This window comes from Nocardia sp. XZ_19_369 (assembly GCF_015355715.1).
In the GTDB taxonomy this organism is placed as follows: domain Bacteria; phylum Actinomycetota; class Actinomycetes; order Mycobacteriales; family Mycobacteriaceae; genus Nocardia.
The window spans coordinates 313,587-333,218 of sequence record NZ_JACVED010000004.1 but is presented as its reverse complement, the minus strand read 5'-3'; the positions used below and the strand labels follow the sequence as shown (position 1 = coordinate 333,218).

The following is a 19,632-nucleotide window of genomic DNA, read 5'->3' as shown; positions in this document are numbered from 1 at the left end:
GAGCTCTCGCTCGTGACGGAACCGAGCGCCAGCGAGGTGGAGTCATGAGCGAGGCTGTGATCCCTGCCGCAGTGCACGACTTGACGGGCATGACCGATGCCCCGGCAACAACCGGCGGTGCCGTCGAACCGCTGCCGTTGACCGGCGAGCGCACCGTCCCCGGCATCGCCGAGGAGAACTACTGGTTCCGCAGGCACGAGATCGCCTATGCCCGGCTGCTCGACCGCTGCGCCGGAAAAACCGTGCTGGAGGCCGGATCCGGCGAAGGCTACGGCGCCGACATGATCGCCACGGTGGCCACCAAGGTCACCGGCGTGGACTACGACACCGGCGCGGTCGAGCACGTGCGGGCCAGGTACCCGCGGGTGGAGATGATCCAGGGCAACCTCGCGGCCCTGCCGCTGCCCGACGCCTCGGTCGACGTCGTGGTGAATTTCCAAGTGATCGAACATCTTTGGGACCAGGGTCAGTTCCTCCGGGAGTGCCTGCGGGTGCTGCGTCCCGGTGGCGAACTGCTGATCAGCACGCCGAACCGGATCACCTTCTCCCCCGGCCGCGATACCCCGCTCAACCCGTTCCACACCCGCGAACTGAACGCCGCCGAGCTCACCGAACTGCTGGTCGAAGCCGGATTCGAGGTCGCGCAGATGACCGGCGTGCACCACGGCCCGAGCCTGAAAGCGTTGGACGCCAAGCACGGTGGCTCGTTCATCGATGCGCAGATCGAGCGGGCGCTGGCCGGCGAGCCGTGGCCCGCCGACCTCACCGCCGACGTCGCGGCCGTCACCATCGACGACTTCGTGCTGATCGCCGAGGACATCGACGCGAGCCTCGATCTGGTCGCCATCGCGGTGAAGCCTTGAGCAAGGCGGTTCCCGGCCAGTTCACCCTGGTCCTGCACTCCCATCTGCCCTGGCTGGCACACCACGGCCGCTGGCCGGTCGGCGAGGAATGGCTCTACCAATCCTGGGCCGCCTCATACCTTCCGCTGGTTCAGGTGCTGAGAACCCTTGCCGCCGAAGGACGTTCGCATCTGCTCAGCCTCGGTATCACGCCGGTGCTCGCGGCCCAGCTGGACGACCCGCACTGCCTGGCCGGCATGCACCACTGGCTCGGCAACTGGCAGCTGCGCGCCGACGAGGCCGCGATGGCGGGCAACCTCGCCCTCGGCAGGCACGAACATCGTTTGGCCACAGCGGCTTTGGCGGACTTCGAGCAGCGCTGGCGGCACGGCGCCGCCCCGGTCTGGCGCGAGCTCATCGACGCCGACACCATCGAACTGCTCGGCGGCCCGCTGGCCCATCCGTTCCAGCCGCTGCTCGATCCGCGGCTGCGGCAGTTCCAGCTGGTCGAAGGCCTGGACGACGCGCAACACCGCTGGGGCCACACACCCACCGGCATCTGGGCTCCGGAGTGCGGATACACCCCGGGCATGGAGGTCGGTTACGCCGCCGCCGGTGTGACCCATTTCATGGTCGACGGACCCGCACTGCGCGGCGACACGACCCTCGGTCGGCCGGTGCGCGAGTCCGACGTGGTCGCGTTCGGGCGGGATCTCCAGGTGAGCTATCGGGTGTGGTCGCCGAAATCGGGCTACCCGGGCCAGAGCGCCTACCGTGACTTTCATCACTACGACCACGCGACCGGACTCAAGCCGTCCCGGGTCACCGGCAAGACCGTCGACGGTCCGGACAAGGCCCCCTACGACCCGGAACTCGCGGCCGCGGCGATCGGCCGCGACGTCGACGACTTCGTGCAGACGGTGCGCCAGCGACTGCTCAGCGAATCCGAGCGCATCGGTCGACCGGCGCTCGTGGTCGCCGCCTTCGATACCGAATTGTTCGGCCACTGGTGGCACGAGGGGCCGCAGTGGTTGGCCCAGGTGTTGCGGGCGCTGCCCGAAGCGGGCGTCACGATCGGCACGCTGGCCGACGCGCGCGAACGCGGATTCGTCGGTGCGCCGGTGCCATTGGCCGATTCGTCCTGGGGTTCGGGCAAGGACTGGCGGGTCTGGGCCGGCGACCAGGTGAACGACCTGGTGGAACTCAATGCCGACATCGTGCGCCTCACCCTCGACACAATCGACAAGATGCGCGCCGCCGACGGCGCACCCGGCCTGCGCGACAACGTCGCCGACCAGTTGCTGCGCGAAGCCATCCTCACCGTGTCCAGCGACTGGGCCTTCATGGTCAGCAAGGACTCCGCCGCGGGCTACGCGCGCGACCGCGCACACCGGCACGCGCACGCCGTGCGAGAGATCGCGGCCGCCGTCGGAGCGGGCCAACTCGCGAAAGCACAGCAGTTGGCGGCAGGATGGGGGGCGGCTGACGGACTCTTCCCCGGTGTGGATGCGCGACGGCTCGGCGGCGCCGGGTCCGGAGGAAGCTTCGCCGTGGCTGCTCAGCACGCCGCGTCCAGCGCAGAAGGACATGCATGAAGATTTTGATGGTGTCGTGGGAGTACCCGCCGGTCGTGGTCGGCGGGTTGGGCAGGCATGTGCACCACCTGGCGACCGAGCTGGCCGTGGCCGGCCACGAGGTCGTCGTGCTGGCCCGGCGCCCCTCCGGCACCGACTCCTCGACCCATCCCACCCACTCCTTCATCGCCGAGGGCGTGCTGGTGGTCGCGGTCGCGGAGGATCCGCCGGTCTTCGACTTCGGCGAGGACATGCTGGCCTGGACGCTGGCCATGGGCCACGCGATGGTGCGGGCGGGCATCGCGCTCGGCAAGCCGGGCATCGGTGACGGCTGGGCACCCGACGTGGTGCACGCGCACGACTGGCTGGTCGCCCACCCGGGTATCGCGCTGGCCGAGTACTACGACGTGCCGCTGGTGTCGACCATCCACGCCACCGAGGCAGGCAGGCACAGCGGCTGGGTCGCGGGCAAGGTCAACCGGCAGGTGCACTCGGTCGAGTGGTGGCTCGCCAACGAATCCGACGCGCTGATCACCTGCTCGGCCTCGATGCAGGACGAGGTGGAGCGGCTCTACGGCCCGGAGCGGGTGCCGATGACGGTGATCCGCAACGGAATCGACGTGGGCGCCTGGACATTTCGGCCGCGCTCGCCGCGCACCGGGCCGCCGCGGCTGCTGTATGTCGGCAGGCTCGAATACGAGAAGGGCGTGCAGGACGCGATCGCCGCGCTGCCGCGCATCCGCCGCGCGCACCCCGGCACGACGCTCACCATCGCCGGCGTCGGCACCCAGTTCGAATGGTTGCGGGAACGGGCGCGCGTGCACCGGGTGGCCCGTGCGGTGAACTTCGCCGGCCAGCTCGACCACGCCGAACTGCTCGGCTGGCTGCACGGCGCCGACGCGATCGTGCTGCCGAGCCGGTACGAACCCTTCGGCATCGTCGCACTGGAGGCGGCCGCCGCGGGCACCCCGCTGATCACGTCCTCCGCGGGCGGGCTCGGTGAGGCGGTCATCGACGGCGTCACCGGCGCGTCCTTCGCGCCTGCGGACGTCGACGGCCTGGTGGAGGCCGCGCGTGCCACCCTCGATGATCCCGACGCTGCTCAGGATCGCGCGTACGCCGCCCGCGAGCGGCTCACCGCCGACTTCGCGTGGGACGTGGTCGCCGCCGAGACTGCGCAGGTCTACCACTCGGCCAAGCGTCGAGTACGCAATCCGCTGGGCCGCCCGACCATCATCGAGCGGCCACTGCCGGAGCGCGACCCGAAGTAGGTCGCGTCGAGCTGACACCGCGTGGGTCAGCGTCTGAACTAGGTAGCGCCGAGCCGACCCCGTGCGACAGTCAGCGTTTCGAAGTAGGTCCCGTCCAGCTGACGCGTGCTGAAGCCGGCGTCCTGAAGTAGGTCGCGCCGAGCCGGTCCCGCGCCGAAGTCAGCGTTCGGGCTTGAAGACGAAGAGCTCACCGATGCGGGTGGCGACGACGACCTCACCCTGCGCGCCGACGGACGTGCCGGTGGTACTGCCTTGCGCGCCGGGCAGCACATCGGAATCGATGGTGGCACCGGTCTTGGTGTCGAAGGTGATCAGGTTCAGGCCCTCGCCGATCGCGGCCGGCGTATAGCCGGTACCGCCCGCGGTCTGCACCGGGACACCGCGCAGGCCCAAATCCTTACGCTCCCAGGCGAGTTCGGCGACATCGCCCTTGTCACGCAGCGCGAGGAGGTAGCCGTCGTCGCCGGACGGGATGATCAGGCCGTCACCGGACACCGAAATACCGCCGCGCGGAGTCCATTCCAGCGGCTGTACCCACTTGGTACGACCATCGGCGGCGTCGACGGCGATCAGCCGGTTGCTGTTGTCCCCCACGTAAACGGTCTTACCGTCGGGCGCAAGGGTCGGGCTGGTCGCACTACCGCCGAACAGCAGGTCGGCGCTCCACTCCTGCTCGATCTTGTTGTCCGCGTAGCGAAGTGCGACGAGCGCGGCGGTCGGTTTACCCGGCTTCCACACCGTGACGAAGAAGCGTCCGCTCGCGGTGTCGACGGCCGAGATGTTCGCGACCGGGCACTGCGGTTCGCCGGCGTGGCAGTCGTCCAGACCCTGTCCGGCGGCAGGCCAGTCGAGGTTGGGGTTGTCCAGGAAGTCGGGCTGGCCGAGCAGCTGCACGGTGGGCACGATGCGCTGGCCGGTCTGGCGCGAGAGCACGTCGATCTGACCGGATTGGGTGACCGTCAGCAGGTTTCCGTCGCCGGTGAACTGCGAGGAGACCGGGGTACCGGCGACCGGGGTGCGCCATCTCGGTTGCCCGAGGTAGTTGAAGGACATGACCGCGCCGACGTTGTCCGTGTCGTCGCCGACGTAGACGTTCGTCATGCCGTCCACCACCGACGGTGCCGCGACCGCGGTCGCGCCGAGCGGCGTGCAGAAACGTTTGCGCCCGGTGGCCATCTGGAAGGAGAAGATCGAGCAGCCGGGCGCTCGGGTGGTGAGGAACATCTGCCCGTCGGGGCCGATGGTCACCGGCTCGGCGACCGGCCCGCCGATCGGGCGTGACCAGCTCAGCGCGACTTTCTTGGCGCCGACCACCGGACTGCTGCCCCCGTTGCGGCCGTCGTGGTACGCGGCGGGCCAGCCCTTGCCCGAGCCGACCGTGATGTCGTCGACGTCGGTGCCGCACCCGGTCAACGCCAGCGCACCGGCCGCGGCCAGCGACGCAACTACCCGCAGCCGGGACGGTCGCCACATGGAACTAGCCAGTACGCCGCTTCGCACCTGCTGCACTCCTGTCGTCGTTTCCGCTCGCACGAGACTAAAGCGTGCCGAACCACCGCGCTGGCGCGACCCGGTTCGGGTGTACGCGTGGTGGATTCGCCGGGCGCCGCCCGCGGCGCCGCAGTCACTGTACGGTAGGGGCCCGCGCGGGTGTGCGAGTCCCGCCGTTGCGCAGCGCGGGTTGCCGTCCCCCGCGTGCGCGGATCGCCCTCGAGCGCGCCCGTTATGCTCTACCCGTCGCCCGCCGAGGCAGGCGACGAGCCGTTGGACCACGACAGGAGAGCCGTTCGTGACGAGCATGTGGGGCGCACCGTTGCGCTCGCGCTGGCGGGGATCGCGCCGCCGGGATCCGCAGCAGGCGCGCTTTCTGACCGTGGCGTCGCTGCGCTGGGTGCTCGCGAACCGGGCGTACACGCCCTGGTATCTGGTGCGCTACTACCGGCTGCTCAAGTTCCGGCTGGCCAACCCGCACATCGTGCTGCGCGGCATGGTCTTCCTCGGCAAGCGGGTGGAGATCCACGCGACCCCCGAGCTGGGCCGGATGGAGATCGGTCGCTGGGTGCACATCGGCGACGGCAACGCCATCCGCTGCCACGAGGGTTCGCTGCGCATCGGCGACAAGGTGGTGTTCGGCAAGGACAACGTGGTCAACACCTACCTCGACATCGAGATCGGTGAATCCACCCTGGTTGCCGACTGGTGCTACATCTGCGACTTCGACCACAAGATGGACGACATCACGCTGCCGATCAAGGACCAGGGCATCGTGAAGAGCCCCGTCCGGATCGGCCCCGACACCTGGATCGCCGCCAAGGTCACCGTGCTGCGCGAGACCAGGGTCGGCCGCGGCTGTGTGCTCGGCGCGCACGCCGTGGTCAAGGGCGAGATCCCGGACTACAGCATCGCGGTCGGCGCGCCGGCCAAGGTGGTCAAGAATCGCAAGACCGCCTGGGAGGCGAGCGCCGAGGAGCGCGCGAAATACCTTGCGGCACTGGAAGATATCGAGCGCAAGAAGAACGGCGCCAAGACCGGATAACGTAGGTTGCCCGATATGAATCGCTATGCCGCACTGCTGCGGGGGATCGCGCCGAGCAATCCGAATATGAGCAACGAGAAGGTGCGCGGTGTCTTCGCGGGGCTCGGGTTCGAGAAGGTCGCCTCGGTGCTCGCCAGTGGCAACATCGTGTTCCAGAGCGCGGACACCGACGTCAGCGAGCTGGAGACCCGGATTCAGCAGGCGCTCAACGCGGAACTCGGCATCGCAGGCGGAACGATCATCCGCAGCTACGAAGAGCTGCGCGCGCTGCTCGACACCGATCCGTTCCCCGGCCTCACGCACGGACGCGGCACCTACCTCATCGCCACGTTCCGCAAGCAGCGCAAGAAAGCACCCGGCAAGCTGCCCGAACAGCCCGACCCGCTCACCCGGGTCGTCGGCTACGACAAAGCGTGCGACGCGTTCCTCGCGGTGGTCGACAACAGCGAACCCGGTAAGACCCCCGACTTCATGACCTGGCTCGACAAGACCTACGGCAAGGACATCACCACCCGCACCTGGCTCACGGTGCAGCGCGTCGTCAAGAAGATGGAGTAGTAGGCGGCACCGGTGCGACAGCGGTGCACAGGAAGGCCGTCGGCGTGCGGCCGATCCGCGTGATCACCAGGGTGAACGGTTGGGTGCCTTGCGGTTTGAGGGTGCGGCGGAGTTTGTCGGGGTCGACGTCCACGCCGCGCACCAGGATTTCCAGGGGGCCGCAGTCGTGGCGGCGGAGTTCGGTGCGGAGGGTTTTCTCGCGGTAGTCGAGTCGGTCGACGATGCGGAAGCCTCGGGTGCCGGGCGGAACGGCGTTGCCGGTGAGGTACGCGATGCGCGGATCCAGTTGCCAGAGGCCGTGTTTCGCGGCGTAGTGGCGGACCAGACCGGCCCGCACGACGGCACCGTCGGGATCGATGATCCAGTCGCCGGGTTCCTGTTCGGGGATGTCGTCGGAGTCCGCGTCGGTGAGGGTGAAAGACGTTCCAGCCGAGGACGTTACGGTCGCGCGGCGGGCGACCGACGGACCGCTCAGGCCGGCCGACCACAGGCACGCTTCGCGAACAGCTCCGTCCAGGGAGACGACTTCGATCTCCCCGGACCAGTCGAGTCGATCGAAATCCAGTCCGGGAGCGCACTTCACCGCGAGGTCCCGCCCAGGGTAGGCGGCGAGCAGATCCGGCAGCGGCGGTTGCAACTTGGCCGGATCGTGCGTGCGCCTGCCGTCGGCCCGGCGGGCCGGATCGGCGACGACGATGGTGTCCCTGCTCACCGGCACCAGCGCATCTGCCTTGGCCAGCAATATATTTCGAGATCCGGCGAGGTTGTGCGCGGCCATTGACAGCCGCGCGTCATCCAGGTCGCTACCGATCACAGCGGGACAGACTCGCGCCAGCTCGGCGAGTTCCGCCCCGATCGAACAGGTCACGTCGTGCACCGCGCGCCCGGCCAACCGGGCGGCCCGGTGCCGGGCGACCAGTGTCGGAGTCGCCTGCTGCAAAGCATCGTCGGTGAACAGCCAGTCCCCCGCGCCGACGAGCTTGGCACCCGCCTTACGCCGCAAACGCACCGTTTCGACCAGCGCCGCCGCCTGATCCCCGTGGTCGCGCCGCACCCGCGCCAGATCGCGCAGGTGCGTCGCCTGGGTCAGCTCCAGCCGGTCTACCTCGGCGAGCGCGGCTGTGCCCGCCGGACTACCGAGGTAGGCGACATCCTCGCGACTGAAGCCGTAGCCCACTTACTTGGCAGACGTGCCCGGCTTCACGCCGGTGATCATCGCGTTGTAGAAGAACTGCCGCGGCACCACCCGGCGCATGACGTTCTCGTCCAGCCAGCTCAGCCGCAGCCACGCGTTGTACATGGCCAGCCGGTAGCCCATGGTCAGCTTCTCGTCGGGCACGGCCGCCTCGAAGGTGCGCACCGGCCAGCCCCACAGCGCGGCTGCGAACTCTTCGGTGGTCGCCTTGACGTCGACCGCACCGGCCGAGCTCGCCATCCGCTCCAGGTCGCTGGGGTCGAAGGTGTGCAGGTCGACGACCGCCTCCAGCGCCGCGGCCCGCGAGGACTCGTCGAGCTCGGTCTGCGGCCGCCGCCAACCGGCCAACTGCGGCAGCTTGGTGACGGTGGTGGTGGCCTTCCAGGTGATCCGGCCGAGCCAGCGCGCGTAGAAGTTGCCCGCGGTGGTCGGCTCGCCCGCGAAGACGAAGCGCCCACCCGGCTTGAGCACGCGCAGGCATTCCTTCAGCGCGAGTTCGACATCCGGGATGTGGTGCAGCACCGCGTGGCCGCACACGAGATCGAAGGTGTCGTCCTCGTACGGGATGGTTTCGGCGTCGGCGACCCGTCCGTCGACGTCCAGGCCGAGGTGCTCGGCGTTGCGCAGCGCGACCTTCACCATGCCAGGCGACAGGTCGGTGACGGAGCCGGTCTCGGCCACGCCACCCTGCATCAGGTTCAGCAGGAAGAAGCCGGTGCCACAACCGAGTTCGAGGGCCCGCTCGTACGGCAGCGGGGCGGGGCCGACGGCCGCGTCGAACCGGCCGCGGGCGTATTCGATGCAGCGTTCGTCATAGGAAATCGACCATTTGTCGTCATAGGTCTCGGCTTCCCAGTCGTGATAAAGCACCTGGGCGAGCTTCGTATCCTTGCGCGCTGCCTCGACCTCGGCCTCGGTCGCATGCGGGTTAGGCGCTGGGTCGTCGGGACGTACCGTCATGGAGGCTAAGCCTACCCAAATACGCAGACCTGCCCTGCTGTCGGCCCATGGTTTCCGGGCATAGCTGGACCTATGGCCAGATAGCAACCTGTTCCCATCAGGCGATCTTCGAAAAACCGCTGCTCAGAACGTCGCGATCGGGACTCGAATGATCGACTTCGGCAAGGCTCAGCGGCCGACAAAGGCCGCCGAGCCGGGTCCGTCGGCCAGGTAGGACTCGGTCCCGATGCGACGGTCTTCGGTGGCGAACAAAGCAGACCATTCGGTCTGGGCGCGGTCCAGGCCGTGTGGGCCTGCCTCGAAAACGGCTTTTGCGGCGGCGAGGGCGCGGGCCGGGCCGTCGGTGAAACGTTGCGCCCAGGTGAGCGCAGCGGTGTAGACGTCGTCGGGCGGGACGACCTCGTCGACCAGTCCGAGGGTGCGGGCCTCCTCGGCTTCGACGAAGCGGCCGCTGTAGACGAGGTCCTTGGCCGGTCCCGGGCCGATCAGCAGGGCGAGGCGGCGGATTCCGGCGAGCGGGATCAGCCCGGCCTTGATCTGCGGCAGACCCAGCTTGACGTTGTCACCGATGATGCGCCGATCCGCGCCGAGGGCGAGCTCGAGCCCGCCGCCGAGGCAGTAGCCGCTGATCGCCGCGACCGTCGGCTGCGGCAGCCGGGCCAGGCAGCCGAAATCGCGCTGCCAATCGGCGGCCATCGCCCGCGCCTGATCTTCGCTCAGGCCGGCCAGCTCGGTCAGGTCGTCACCCGCCGAGAACACCCGCTCGTCGCCGTAGAGCATGACCGCCGCGACCGTCGGGTCCGTGGCGACCGTCTCGGCCGCTGCGGCCAGCTCGCGCACCAGCTGTGCGTTCAGCAGGTTCATCGGCGGGCGAGCGATCCGGAGGACGGCGACGCGGCGCGCGCCGGCACCCTCGAGCAGATCCAGGGTCACGAATTCGGCCATGGGACGCCACGCTACCGGTCGCCGGGCGACTTACTTGCGGACGGATCCCTTGAGCCTGCTCGCATCCGGAAGACCGGCGAAGTACTGCTCACTGCCCGGGAAGGCCAGCCCGCGCCGACCCTCGCCTGCGTGCAGCACCGGCATGATCGGCTCGATCACCACGTCGGCGGCGAGAATCTCTGCGGTGGAGCCGAACTCGGCGAGCGCGAACAACTGCGACCAGGTGGGCGGCAGCAGAATGTCGGTGCCCGCCCGCCACCGGTCCAGCGCCTCCGCGGGCGTGCGCCAGTGCACTTCAGCGGCCTCGGAGGTGGCGCCGTCGGCCAGCTGCCCCTCGGGCAGTACCGCGACGAAGAACCTGGTGTCGTAGCGCCGCGGCTCGACCACCGGAGTGATCCAATTCGCCCACGGCCGAAGCAGATCCGCGCGCAGTACCAGCTTCTCCTGCGCGAGAAAATCGGCCAGCGAGAGCTCGCGCCGCTCCAGCTTGCCGCGCGACTCGCGGTAGCCCGCGGTATCGGAGACCACGCTGTCGGCGGTCGGACCGGCAAGCAGCACACCGCATTCCTCGAAGGTCTCGCGCACAGCGGCGCAGACCAGCGCCTTGGCCCGCGGCTCGGTGGTGGCGAAACGCGCTGCCCACCAACCGGGTTCGGGCCCGGCCCACTCGATGTCGGCGGTCCCGTCGGAGGGGTCGACGCCGCCGCCGGGGAACACGGTCATCCCCGCCGCGAACGCCATCGCACCGACCCTGCGCTGCAGGAATATCTCCGGCCCGGCAGCGCCGTCGCGCACCAGCATCACCGTCGACGCGTCCTTCGGCGCCGACGGCTGAGAGTCGGCCTGCGGGTTTATCTCACTCACTCCTGCACACTAACCCGCGCACGGTGAGCGCCGTCACGGCGGCGGGTCAGCGGGTGCGGTGCTTGCCCGCGCGACGTGCGCGGCGGGCGAAGTAGCGGCCGTCCACCCGGTCGAGGGCGATCGACTGACGGAAGGCGTCGCTGAGGTTCTCCGAGGTCAGCACGTCGGTGAGCAGACCTTGCGCGACCACCTCCCCCTCGTTGAGCAGCAGGCCGTGGGTGAAGCCGGGCGGGATCTCCTCGACGTGGTGGGTGACCAGGACGATGGCGGGCGAGTCCGGGTCGGCGGCGAGATCGCCGAGCCGCTCCACGAGTTCCTCGCGCCCGCCCAGGTCCAGGCCGGCCGCCGGTTCGTCGAGCAGCAACAGCTCCGGGTCGGTCATCAGCGCGCGGGCGATCATCACCCGTTTGCGCTCACCCTCCGAGAGCGTGCCGTAGGTGCGGTCCGAAAGATGTTCCGCGCCTAGGCTTTCCAGCATGTCTACGGCGCGGTCGGTGTCGATGTCTTCGTAGCGTTCACGCCAGCGGCCGAGCACCGCGTAGCCCGCCGACACCACCAGATCGCTGACCTTCTCGTCGCGCGGCACCCGGCCGGCCACCGCGGCGGAGGACAAGCCGATCCGCGGCCGCAGTTCGCTGATGTCGACCTTGCCGAGCACCTCACCGAGCAGATGCGCGGTGCCCGAGGTCGGGTGCAGCTCGGCGGCGGCCATGCGCAGCAGGGAGGTTTTGCCCGCGCCGTTGGGGCCGAGCACGACCCAGCGTTCGTCGAGCTCTACCTGCCAGGTGACGGGGCCAACGAGAGTGTGGCCGGAGCGGCGAACGGTGACGTCGGTGAAATCGATGAGCAGATCGGGATCGGGTTGCGGCACGCGGTCCATCTTGGCCCACTCCACGGGCTGCTCGCCAACGCGGGCGGGGTGCGGGCAGCGTGTCGCTCGGGTCAGCGGCGGTGGCCGAGCAGGAAGTGGTCGCGTAGCCGCTGGTCGTCGCCCTGATCGGGCTGCGGATGCTCCTCACCGTCGGACTTGTGTAGCAGCCGGGCCACCAGAAGGGCCAGTGGAACCGAGAGGAGCACCCACAGGACGAGAATCACCAGCAGCGTCGTCATAGCTGGTCCTTCCTTCGGTCGGCGAGGCCGCGATGCCTCGATACGACGAGCCTCCGCCTGGAGAGCTCAGCGCGGGTAGGGCACAACGTCCTCAGAGGAGTAGACCGAAGACATACCCCAATCGGCCTTGCGCAACGCGCAATCCACGCAGGTGTTTTTCCGGTGTGCGGCAGTCGCGGCCGGCAAGCGCGCTCAGCGGCCTGACGCATCCGCGACGCACCAAGGCTCCCCCTCACCAAGATCGCGCAGGTACCGCGATCACCGTCATCGAGCCGGGCGCCACCTCGGTGAACCCGGCATCGCGCACGGCCACCGCCGTGCCACGCGCGACCTGATCGGCCAACGTCCGCCATAGTCCTTCGTCGGCATCCCGTACCGAGCAACGGAATTCCCGCTCGGCCCACCGCAGCGCCTGCGCCGCGCTCAACGCCCCCGCGAGCAACATGCTGGCGTGCCCGACCTGCGCGGCCGCCTTGCCCACGGTCATGCCGAGCGCCGAATTCACCCACAGCACCGGCAGTTCCGGGTCGGCGGGGCCGGGTTCGTCGTGCTCGAGGTCGGTGCCGCCGATCTGTAACCGCTTGATCCGCGGGTCCACCTCGCCCACCGGCCCCGGGACCAGCGCCCTGGCCTGCACGCCCTCGACCTCGACCGTGACGCCGTCCACCTCGTTGGCCGCGAGCCACTGCGCACCGCGGGCGCGTCGACTGACTTTACGAATACGTGAGCGCTTCCAAGCCAGATAACGCTCCGCCCACTCGCCGCCGGGACCGACCCGCTCGTCCAGGCACAGCGCCACCGACGCGGTCGCCGCCGCGGCCAGCACCGCGCTGCGCGGCGGCGGGTCCACCTTGGGCAGGTGCAGCACGATCTGCATGGCCTGCACCATGGCCGGGTCGTCGGGATCGCCCGCGCCGCCGTAGCCCTGCGCGAGTTCCGCGTGCCGGACGCGGAAGCCTGCCTCGTCGAATTCGGCCGGCTCGATCGGGTCTGCCACGGCGTCCCGGACTCCGGCACCACATTCCGGGATGCTCGACATCACTCCACCTTGATCGTCAACGAATACGTTTGCGCGGGTTCGACACCCTGCTCCCACGGTCGCAGATACTGCATCGAGAGCTTGGTGCTGCCCGGGGCCTTACCGGCGAAGGTCCATACCGAACTACCGCCGGCACCGGGGGCGACCGGCACGTTCGGGTCCGTCTCGAACCCCGGATCGCCTTGCGCCTGCAGCACATTCGCATCGAGCTCGGAGATCTGCCACAGGTATCCGGTGGACGGATTCGCGGGCAGCGTCACCACCAGGTGCTGTCCGACGGTGAGCCGTCGCTCCTGGCCGTTGTCGGACTCGGTGGCCGTCACCGCGGCAGGCCCGGGGGCCGACGTCGGCGCGGCCGAGGAGGTCGCGTCCCCGTCGGTCGAATCGTTGGTGCCGCAACCCACTACAGACAAGCCGAGCAGCAGCACAAGCAGAGATTTCCGCAACGCACCCTCCGATTCACCCGACGATCCTGGTCGGCGCCAGCCTACCGACGGCGACCACCGGACCGGCGCTACGACACCGGGTCCGCCGTGGTCAGCTCAGCGGCACCCGGCGCAGCAGTCCATCGCGGGCGTCGGCGGCCTCCACCTCGTGCCGGGTGACACCCAGGACGTACAGCACCGCGTCCAGGAACGGATGCGACAGCGCCGCGTCGGCGATCTCGCGCAGCGCGGGTTTGGCGTTGAACGCCACCCCGAGCCCCGCCGCGTTGAGCATGTCGATGTCGTTGGCGCCATCACCGACCGCGACCGTCTGTTCCATCGGCACACCCGCCTCGGCCGCGAACTTGCGCAGCGCGGTGGCCTTGGCCGCGCGATCGACGATCTCGCCGACGACCCGGCCGGTCAGCTTGCCGCCCTTGATCTCCAGGGTGTTGGCCTGCACGAAGTCCAGCTCGAGTTCGTGTGCCAGCGGCTCGATCACCTGACGGAACCCGCCTGACACCACGCCGCAGCGGAAACCGAGCCGACGCAGCGTGCGGATAGTCGTGCGCGCGCCGGGTGTGAGCTCGATCTGGTCGGCCACCTCCTCGATCACCGACTCGCCCAGGCCCTCGAGCGTCGCGACCCGCTGCCGCAGCGACTCGGCGAAGTCGATCTCGCCGCGCATGGCGGCTTCGGTGACCTTGCGGACCTCGTCCTCCACCCCGGCGTGCGCGGCGAGCATCTCGATGACCTCACCCTGGATGAGCGTCGAGTCGACGTCGAACACGATGAGGCGCTTGGCCCGGCGGGCCAGTCCGGCCCACTCCACCGCCACGTCGACCTGCTCGGCAACCGCGATCTCGGCCAGTGCCGTGCGCAGCCGTGCGTCGGTGTCCGCACTGGTGTCGGTCGCGGTGACCAGCAGTTCCATCCCGGTGACCGGGTAGTCCGCGATGCCGCGGATGGAGTCGATATTCGCGCCGAGCGCAGCAAGCCGGCGGGAGACCGTGCTGAACGCGTGCGCGGTGACCGGCGCGCCGAGGACGACCACCGCGTGGGTGGACATCGGCTGCCTGCCGATCGCCGCGTCGACCTCGACGTCGACGTGCATGCCGACGGTGGTCATCGCCTCCTCGAGTTCGTCCTGCAACGACTCCGGGTCACCCGGGCAGGTGACCAGCACGCCGAGGGTCAGCCGGCCGCGGATGACGACCTGCTCGACGTCCAGCAGGCTCACCTGGTGCCGGGACATCGCCGCGAGCAGTACGGACGTCACGCCGGGACGGTCGGGCCCGGTGACGGTGACGAGAACGGTTGTGTCGGCCAACTGTGTGTACTCCAGATTCGAAGTTGCCGTAGCTGTTGCTGGACCTCGTTGTCACGCGCTCCGGTACTGCACAAACGAGTGTGCACCCGCTGGTCACCAGCGGGCGCACACTCGTCGTCGTTACTGATTCCTACTTCGTTGCCACTGCGCCTTCGTGCACTTCGGTGGCGTGCTTACCCGAACCCCAGCCGACGTGCGCCTCGGCGCGCATCCGGTCGATCATGTGCGGGTAGTGCAGCTCGAAGGCCGGACGCTCGGACCGGATCCGCGGCAGCTCGTAGAAGTTGTGCCGCGGCGGCGGGCAGGTGGTGGCCCATTCGAGCGAGTTGCCGTAGCCCCACGGGTCGTCCACGGTGACGACCTCGCCGTACCGGAAGCTCTTGAAGACGTTCCAGACGAACGGCAGCATCGAGGCGCCGAGGATGAACGCGCCGATGGTGGAGATGGTGTTCAGCACGGTGAACCCGTCGCTGGGCAGGTAGTCGGCGTAGCGGCGCGGCATGCCCTCGGCGCCGAGCCAGTGCTGCACCAGGAAGGTGGTGTGGAAGCCGACGAAGGTGGCCCAGAAGTGCCACTTGCCCAGGCGCTCGTCCATCATCCGGCCGGTGATCTTCGGGAACCAGAAGTAGATGCCCGCGAAGGTGGCGAACACGATGGTGCCGAAGAGCACGTAGTGGAAGTGCGCGACCACGAAGTACGAGTCGGTGACGTGGAAGTCCAGCGGCGGGCTGGCCAGGATGACACCGGACAGACCACCGAAGAGGAAGGTGACCAGGAAGCCGATCGACCACAGCATCGGTGTCTCGAACGTCAACTGACCTCGCCACATGGTGCCGATCCAGTTGAAGAACTTCACACCGGTCGGGACGGCGATCAGGAACGTCATGAACGAGAAGTACGGCAGCAGCACCGCACCGGTGGCGTACATGTGGTGCGCCCACACCGCGATCGACAGCGCGGCGATACCGAGCGTCGCGTAGACCAGCGTGGTGTAACCGAAGATCGGCTTACGCGAGAACACCGGGAAGATCTCGGACACGATGCCGAAGAACGGCAGCGCGATGATGTACACCTCAGGATGGCCGAAGAACCAGAACAGGTGCTGGTAGAGCAGGATGCCGCCGGTCGCCGGGTCGTAGATGTGGCCACCGAGGTGACGGTCGAAGGCGAGTCCGAACAGCGCGGCGGTGAGCAGCGGGAAGGCCAGCAGGACAAGCACGCTGGTGACGGCGATGTTCCAGGTGAAGATCGGCAACCGGAACATGGTCATGCCGGGCGCACGCAGGCAGACGACGGTGGTCAGCATGTTGACGCCACCGAGGATGGTGCCGAGACCGGAGACGGCCAGGCCCAGGATCCACAGGTCGGCGCCGACGCCGGGCGAGTGCAGGATGTCGGTGAGCGGGGTGTAAGCCGTCCAGCCGAAGTCCGCGGCACCACCCGGGGTGATGAAGCCCGCGGTCGCCATCGTGCCGCCGAACAGGTACAGCCAATAGCTGAACGCGTTCAGTCGGGGGAAGGCGACGTCGGGGGCGCCGATCTGCAGCGGCAGCACGATGTTGGCGAAGCCGAACACGATGGCCGTCGCGTAGAACAGCAGCATGATCGTGCCGTGCATGGTGAACAGCTGGTTGAACTGCTCGGGCGAGAGGAACTGCAGGCCGGGGCGCGCCAGCTCGGCTCGCATCAACAGCGCCATCAGACCACCGATAAGGAAGAAGCTCATCGCGGTCACCAGGTACATGGTGCCCAGGACCTTCGGGTCGGTGGTGGTGACCATCTTGTAGAGATACGAACCCTTCGGCCCGGTCCGCGCCGGATACGGCCGAGTCGCTTCCAACTGCTGGACTGGCTGGGGCTCTACCGCAGTCACTGATCCTCCTGAAGGTGCCTTTAGGTCGCTCCGCAGGCTCCGCTGCTTGCATCCATCCCCATGTCGGAACAGACGACAGTTCGCTTGCGCTTCTGGAATCGTAAACCGTGCTGCCGCAGCAATCCGCACGGGTCCTACTCTGTGTCGTATTTCGTTGGTCCGGGTGGACCGGGCCGCCGCGATGAGTTTCTTGCGCGGCAGCCGTCTATATCGGTGATCAGTCTTCCACCCTCGTCCAGGAGACCAGCTATGACCGACCAGAACCAGCCCAAGCCCGGCGATCCCTGCTGGGTCGATCTCTACTCCTCCGACCTCGACCGCAGCATCACCTTCTACAGCGAGCTGTTCGGCTGGACCGCCGAGCGGGCCGGCGCGGAATTCGGCGGCTACGTCACCTTCCGCAAGGACGGCCTCGCCGTCGCGGGCGCGATGGGACGGATGGACGGCGACGTCGACAGCCCGGAGCTGTGGACGATCTATCTCGCCAGCCCCGACGTCGAGGCCACCGTGGAAAAGGCGGTCGCGCAAGGCGCTTCGGTGGCCTTGGCGCCGATGCCGGTCGGCGATGTCGGCAAGATGGCGGTCCTCGGCGATGTGGGTGGCGCGAGCATCGGCATCTGGCAGGCAGGCCAATTCGCCGGTTTCGAGACCAGGGCGCTGGTCAACGACGGGAAGTGGCGCGACCACGCGGGCGCGCCCTCCTGGTTCGAACTGCATACCCGTGCGTATGACGCCTCGCTCGACTTCTACCGCACCGTATTCGACTGGCAGGACCCGTTCACCATCTCCGACGCACCGGAGTTCCGCTACACCACGATCCACTCGCAAAGCCCGATGCTCGGCGGGGTCATGGACGCTTCCGCTTTCCTTCCCGAGGGTGTGCCCGCGAGCTGGACTGTGTATTTCGGCGCGGACGATGCGGACAAGGCGGCCGCGAAGGTCGTCGAGCTCGGCGGCACGGTGCTTTCCGCGCCCCAGGACACCCCGTACGGCCGGATGGCATCGGTCGCCGATGTCACCGGCGCCCGCTTCAGCATCGGCGGAGACAGCGCCTGAGGCAGGCTCGCGCGCAGGCACTCCCGAGGACGACTTCCAGCACTCCGAACCGGCGGCCGCACGGAATCCTTTGGCGCATCCGGGGTTCCGCGCGGCCATCGGCGCGGCCATCGCTATGGGCACGCGGGCACGGTGGGCACTTCCCGCCGTGCTCCCGGCACGCATGTACCCTCACCCGCATGCCGCTGAGCGCCTACGTTCGCACCGGAAACCGCACAGCCTCTCCCCGATCCGGCACCGCCCGCGTGGCACGGCGCCGGATCGTCGCCGTCGCCGCGTTATGCGCGACGGTCGTCGCGGCGGGGTGCAGCAGCACACCCGACGACGCGAGCAGCATCGTGCGCACCACCACGAACATCGCCGGCGCCGGCGTGGTCGGGCTCGAACGCGACACCAGTAAGGCCTGTGCGCTGCCGAGCGCACCCGATCCGGCCAACGGCAGCACGCGCACCGTCACGCACGCCGCGGGCGTCTCGGAGGTGCCCGCCGACCCGCAGCGCATCGTCGTGCTCACCACCTCGGCGCTGGACGCGGTGTGCGCGGTCGGTCTGTGGGAACGCGTCGTCGGCGCGGTCACCCTGGACGGCCCGAGCCCGCAGCCCGCCTATCTCGGCACCGGCGTGCTGAAGATCCCCGGCGTCGGCTCCGCCGCACAGCCCGATCCGAAGCTCATCGCCGACCTGCACCCAGACCTCATACTCGGCGATATCCCTACTGCCACCGCGAGTTTCGACACGCTGCGGGCCATCGCGCCCACCGTGCTGGTCGGCGCGAACAACAGCTGGCAGGCCGAATTCACCGCGCTCGCAGCAGGTTTGGGTCGGCGCGCGGCCGCGGACACCGCGCTCGACGACTACCGCACCCAGGCAACGACCACCGGCAACGACATCGCCGCCAATCAAACTCAAGCCTCGCTCATCCGATTCACCGCCGATACCAACGAAGTTCAGGGCAACAACAGCTTCGCGGGTCAGGTCGTCGGCGACGCGGGTGTGCAGCGGCCGACCGCGCAGCGCGGCGCCTCGTTCGATGTCACCCCGGACCAGTTCGCCACCAAGGTGGAGGGCGACCTGATCTACGTGCTCCTGGCCGGTGAAGAGGGCAAGAAGCGCGGCGAGACGGTGCTGCGCACCGAGGAGTGGAAAGACCTCGGCGCCGCGACCGACAAGCGCGTGTTCGCCGTCGAGGACACCGTCTGGCACGGCAACGGCCTCACCGCCGCCCGCGCCCTGCTCGCCGACCTGAGCGGCACGCTCAACGGGTTCGTCACCGACTGACCTGTCCAGCTCCGCAGTACCCCTGGGGTGAAATTTTCCCCACCCTGGGAGGTACCTCGACCAGCGCTTGGGTTGCTGTCGAAGTTCGCCCTCGTAGACGAGATTTAGAGGTACGCAAGACACCTCTTCACCGAGACTCCGAGGAACAACCACCATGCATACGCTGACCGAATCGCTCGACAACATCCGCCTGCTGCCGCTCGCGCGGCCCGTCGCCGAGGTCGATCCGAACGCGGTTGTGGTGTCCACCGGCGACTGCACGCTCACCTACGCCGAACTGGACAGCTGGTCGAACCGGCTGGCTCGGCTGCTGCTCGGGATCGGCGCCACAGCCAACACTCGAATCGCGATCGCGATCACCGATGAGATCGAGTCCGTGGTCGCCGAGCGGGCCATCGTCAAGATCGGCGCCACTCCCGCGCCGATCACCGACGACGGTTCGTTCGCGCTGGGTACCGCCCTCGGTGTGACGACCAAGTCGCAGCGCGGCGAGCTCACCGACGCGATCTCCTGGCTGGTGCTGGACGACCGCTCGACGTTGCAGCGCTACCTCGCGGGCTCCGATGCACCGCTGACTTCGGCTGAGTTCGCACTGCCGAAGTCGGCCTGATTTCCCCAGGCGCGCCCCGGACGATGTCCGTTCGGGATGCGCCTGTCGGCATGTTCGGGACGCGCCTGTCGGCATGTTCGGACCTCGTGTTGGCAAACGCCATCGGTGCACACGTCATCGGTTCAGAATGAATCTTGTCGCGAGCTGTGCGGCAAGTACTACCACTA

At 68.6% G+C, this 19,632-nt stretch carries 19 protein-coding genes; 8 read left to right on the top strand and 11 right to left on the bottom strand.

The features are described from left to right. Positions 1 to 44 precede the first annotated feature (44 nt). The 3 genes from IBX18_RS16865 to IBX18_RS16855 are packed head-to-tail and all read left to right on the top strand — an operon-like array spanning position 45 to position 3,687. Positions 45 to 863: a class I SAM-dependent methyltransferase gene (locus IBX18_RS16865; protein WP_373889197.1), complete on the top strand. Its 819-nt coding sequence runs from the start codon at positions 45 to 47 to the stop codon at positions 861 to 863. Continuing rightward, positions 860 to 2,437: a glycoside hydrolase family 57 protein gene (locus IBX18_RS16860; protein ID WP_194834588.1), complete on the top strand. Its 1,578-nt coding sequence runs from the start codon at positions 860 to 862 to the stop codon at positions 2,435 to 2,437. Before IBX18_RS16865 ends, IBX18_RS16860 begins: the two co-directional genes overlap by 4 nt. Next, positions 2,434 to 3,687, top strand: coding sequence for a glycosyltransferase family 4 protein (locus IBX18_RS16855; protein ID WP_194834587.1), 1,254 nt, complete (start codon positions 2,434 to 2,436; stop codon positions 3,685 to 3,687). The genes IBX18_RS16860 and IBX18_RS16855 overlap by 4 nt, the downstream gene beginning before the upstream one ends. A gap of 159 nt (positions 3,688 to 3,846) precedes the next feature. On the opposite strand, the gene IBX18_RS16850 is transcribed toward IBX18_RS16855, so the two are convergent. Continuing rightward, entirely contained in the window at positions 3,847 to 5,160 is a 1,314-nt protein-coding gene (locus IBX18_RS16850; RefSeq protein WP_194834922.1) for a PQQ-binding-like beta-propeller repeat protein, read from the bottom strand. A gap of 316 nt (positions 5,161 to 5,476) precedes the next feature. Between IBX18_RS16850 and IBX18_RS16845 the strand changes: the two genes are divergently transcribed. Together IBX18_RS16845 and IBX18_RS16840 are read left to right on the top strand one after the other, a co-directional pair. Further along, positions 5,477 to 6,223, top strand: a complete 747-nt coding sequence (locus tag IBX18_RS16845; protein ID WP_194834586.1) for an acyltransferase — start codon at positions 5,477 to 5,479, stop codon at positions 6,221 to 6,223. Positions 6,224 to 6,238: 15 nt separating this feature from the next. Beyond that, complete coding sequence (locus IBX18_RS16840) at positions 6,239 to 6,781, top strand: DUF1697 domain-containing protein (RefSeq protein ID WP_194834585.1); 543 nt, start codon at positions 6,239 to 6,241, stop codon at positions 6,779 to 6,781. On the opposite strand, the gene IBX18_RS16835 is transcribed toward IBX18_RS16840, so the two are convergent. From IBX18_RS16835 to ctaD, 10 genes are all read right to left on the bottom strand, one after another. Further along, positions 6,765 to 7,958 carry a class I SAM-dependent methyltransferase gene (locus IBX18_RS16835; protein WP_194834584.1) on the bottom strand — a complete coding sequence of 398 codons (1,194 nt, stop codon included), beginning with the start codon at positions 7,956 to 7,958 and terminating at the stop codon, positions 6,765 to 6,767. The two genes, IBX18_RS16840 and IBX18_RS16835, sit on opposite strands and share 17 nt — an antisense overlap. Continuing rightward, positions 7,959 to 8,936 carry a class I SAM-dependent methyltransferase gene (locus IBX18_RS16830; RefSeq protein WP_194834583.1) on the bottom strand — a complete coding sequence of 326 codons (978 nt, stop codon included), beginning with the start codon at positions 8,934 to 8,936 and terminating at the stop codon, positions 7,959 to 7,961. 168 nt (positions 8,937 to 9,104) lie between these two features. Next, positions 9,105 to 9,881 (bottom strand): enoyl-CoA hydratase-related protein, encoded by a 777-nt coding sequence (locus tag IBX18_RS16825; RefSeq protein WP_194834582.1) that lies wholly within the window; start codon positions 9,879 to 9,881, stop codon positions 9,105 to 9,107. 30 nt (positions 9,882 to 9,911) lie between these two features. Next, positions 9,912 to 10,682, bottom strand: coding sequence for an NUDIX hydrolase (locus IBX18_RS16820; RefSeq protein ID WP_228541338.1), 771 nt, complete (start codon positions 10,680 to 10,682; stop codon positions 9,912 to 9,914). A 109-nt stretch (positions 10,683 to 10,791) separates the two neighbouring features. Continuing rightward, a complete protein-coding gene (locus tag IBX18_RS16815) occupies positions 10,792 to 11,625 on the bottom strand; it encodes an ABC transporter ATP-binding protein (protein ID WP_107658558.1) in 834 nt (277 codons plus the stop codon). 62 nt (positions 11,626 to 11,687) lie between these two features. Continuing rightward, positions 11,688 to 11,855, bottom strand: a complete 168-nt coding sequence (locus IBX18_RS16810) for a hypothetical protein (protein WP_194834580.1) — start codon at positions 11,853 to 11,855, stop codon at positions 11,688 to 11,690. Between the two features lie 232 nt (positions 11,856 to 12,087). Further along, entirely contained in the window at positions 12,088 to 12,894 is an 807-nt protein-coding gene (locus IBX18_RS16805; RefSeq protein ID WP_194834579.1) for a peptidyl-tRNA hydrolase, read from the bottom strand. Beyond that, positions 12,894 to 13,340: a protease inhibitor I42 family protein gene (locus IBX18_RS16800; protein ID WP_194834578.1), complete on the bottom strand. Its 447-nt coding sequence runs from the start codon at positions 13,338 to 13,340 to the stop codon at positions 12,894 to 12,896. Before IBX18_RS16800 ends, IBX18_RS16805 begins: the two co-directional genes overlap by 1 nt. A 91-nt stretch (positions 13,341 to 13,431) precedes the next feature. Beyond that, positions 13,432 to 14,649 carry a phosphoserine phosphatase SerB gene (serB, locus tag IBX18_RS16795; protein WP_194834577.1) on the bottom strand — a complete coding sequence of 406 codons (1,218 nt, stop codon included), beginning with the start codon at positions 14,647 to 14,649 and terminating at the stop codon, positions 13,432 to 13,434. Positions 14,650 to 14,779: 130 nt separating this feature from the next. Next, complete coding sequence (gene ctaD, locus IBX18_RS16790) at positions 14,780 to 16,522, bottom strand: cytochrome c oxidase subunit I (protein ID WP_135232624.1); 1,743 nt, start codon at positions 16,520 to 16,522, stop codon at positions 14,780 to 14,782. Between the two features lie 249 nt (positions 16,523 to 16,771). Between ctaD and IBX18_RS16785 the strand changes: the two genes are divergently transcribed. The 3 genes from IBX18_RS16785 to IBX18_RS16775 all read left to right on the top strand — a co-directional run bounded on the left by IBX18_RS16785 (position 16,772) and on the right by IBX18_RS16775 (position 19,465). Further along, positions 16,772 to 17,578, top strand: coding sequence for a VOC family protein (locus tag IBX18_RS16785; RefSeq protein WP_194834576.1), 807 nt, complete (start codon positions 16,772 to 16,774; stop codon positions 17,576 to 17,578). Positions 17,579 to 17,757: 179 nt separating this feature from the next. Continuing rightward, complete coding sequence (locus IBX18_RS16780) at positions 17,758 to 18,855, top strand: ABC transporter substrate-binding protein (RefSeq protein ID WP_194834575.1); 1,098 nt, start codon at positions 17,758 to 17,760, stop codon at positions 18,853 to 18,855. 154 nt (positions 18,856 to 19,009) lie between these two features. Then, positions 19,010 to 19,465 carry an AMP-binding protein gene (locus tag IBX18_RS16775; protein WP_194834574.1) on the top strand — a complete coding sequence of 152 codons (456 nt, stop codon included), beginning with the start codon at positions 19,010 to 19,012 and terminating at the stop codon, positions 19,463 to 19,465. The last annotated feature ends 167 nt before the right edge of the window (positions 19,466 to 19,632 follow it).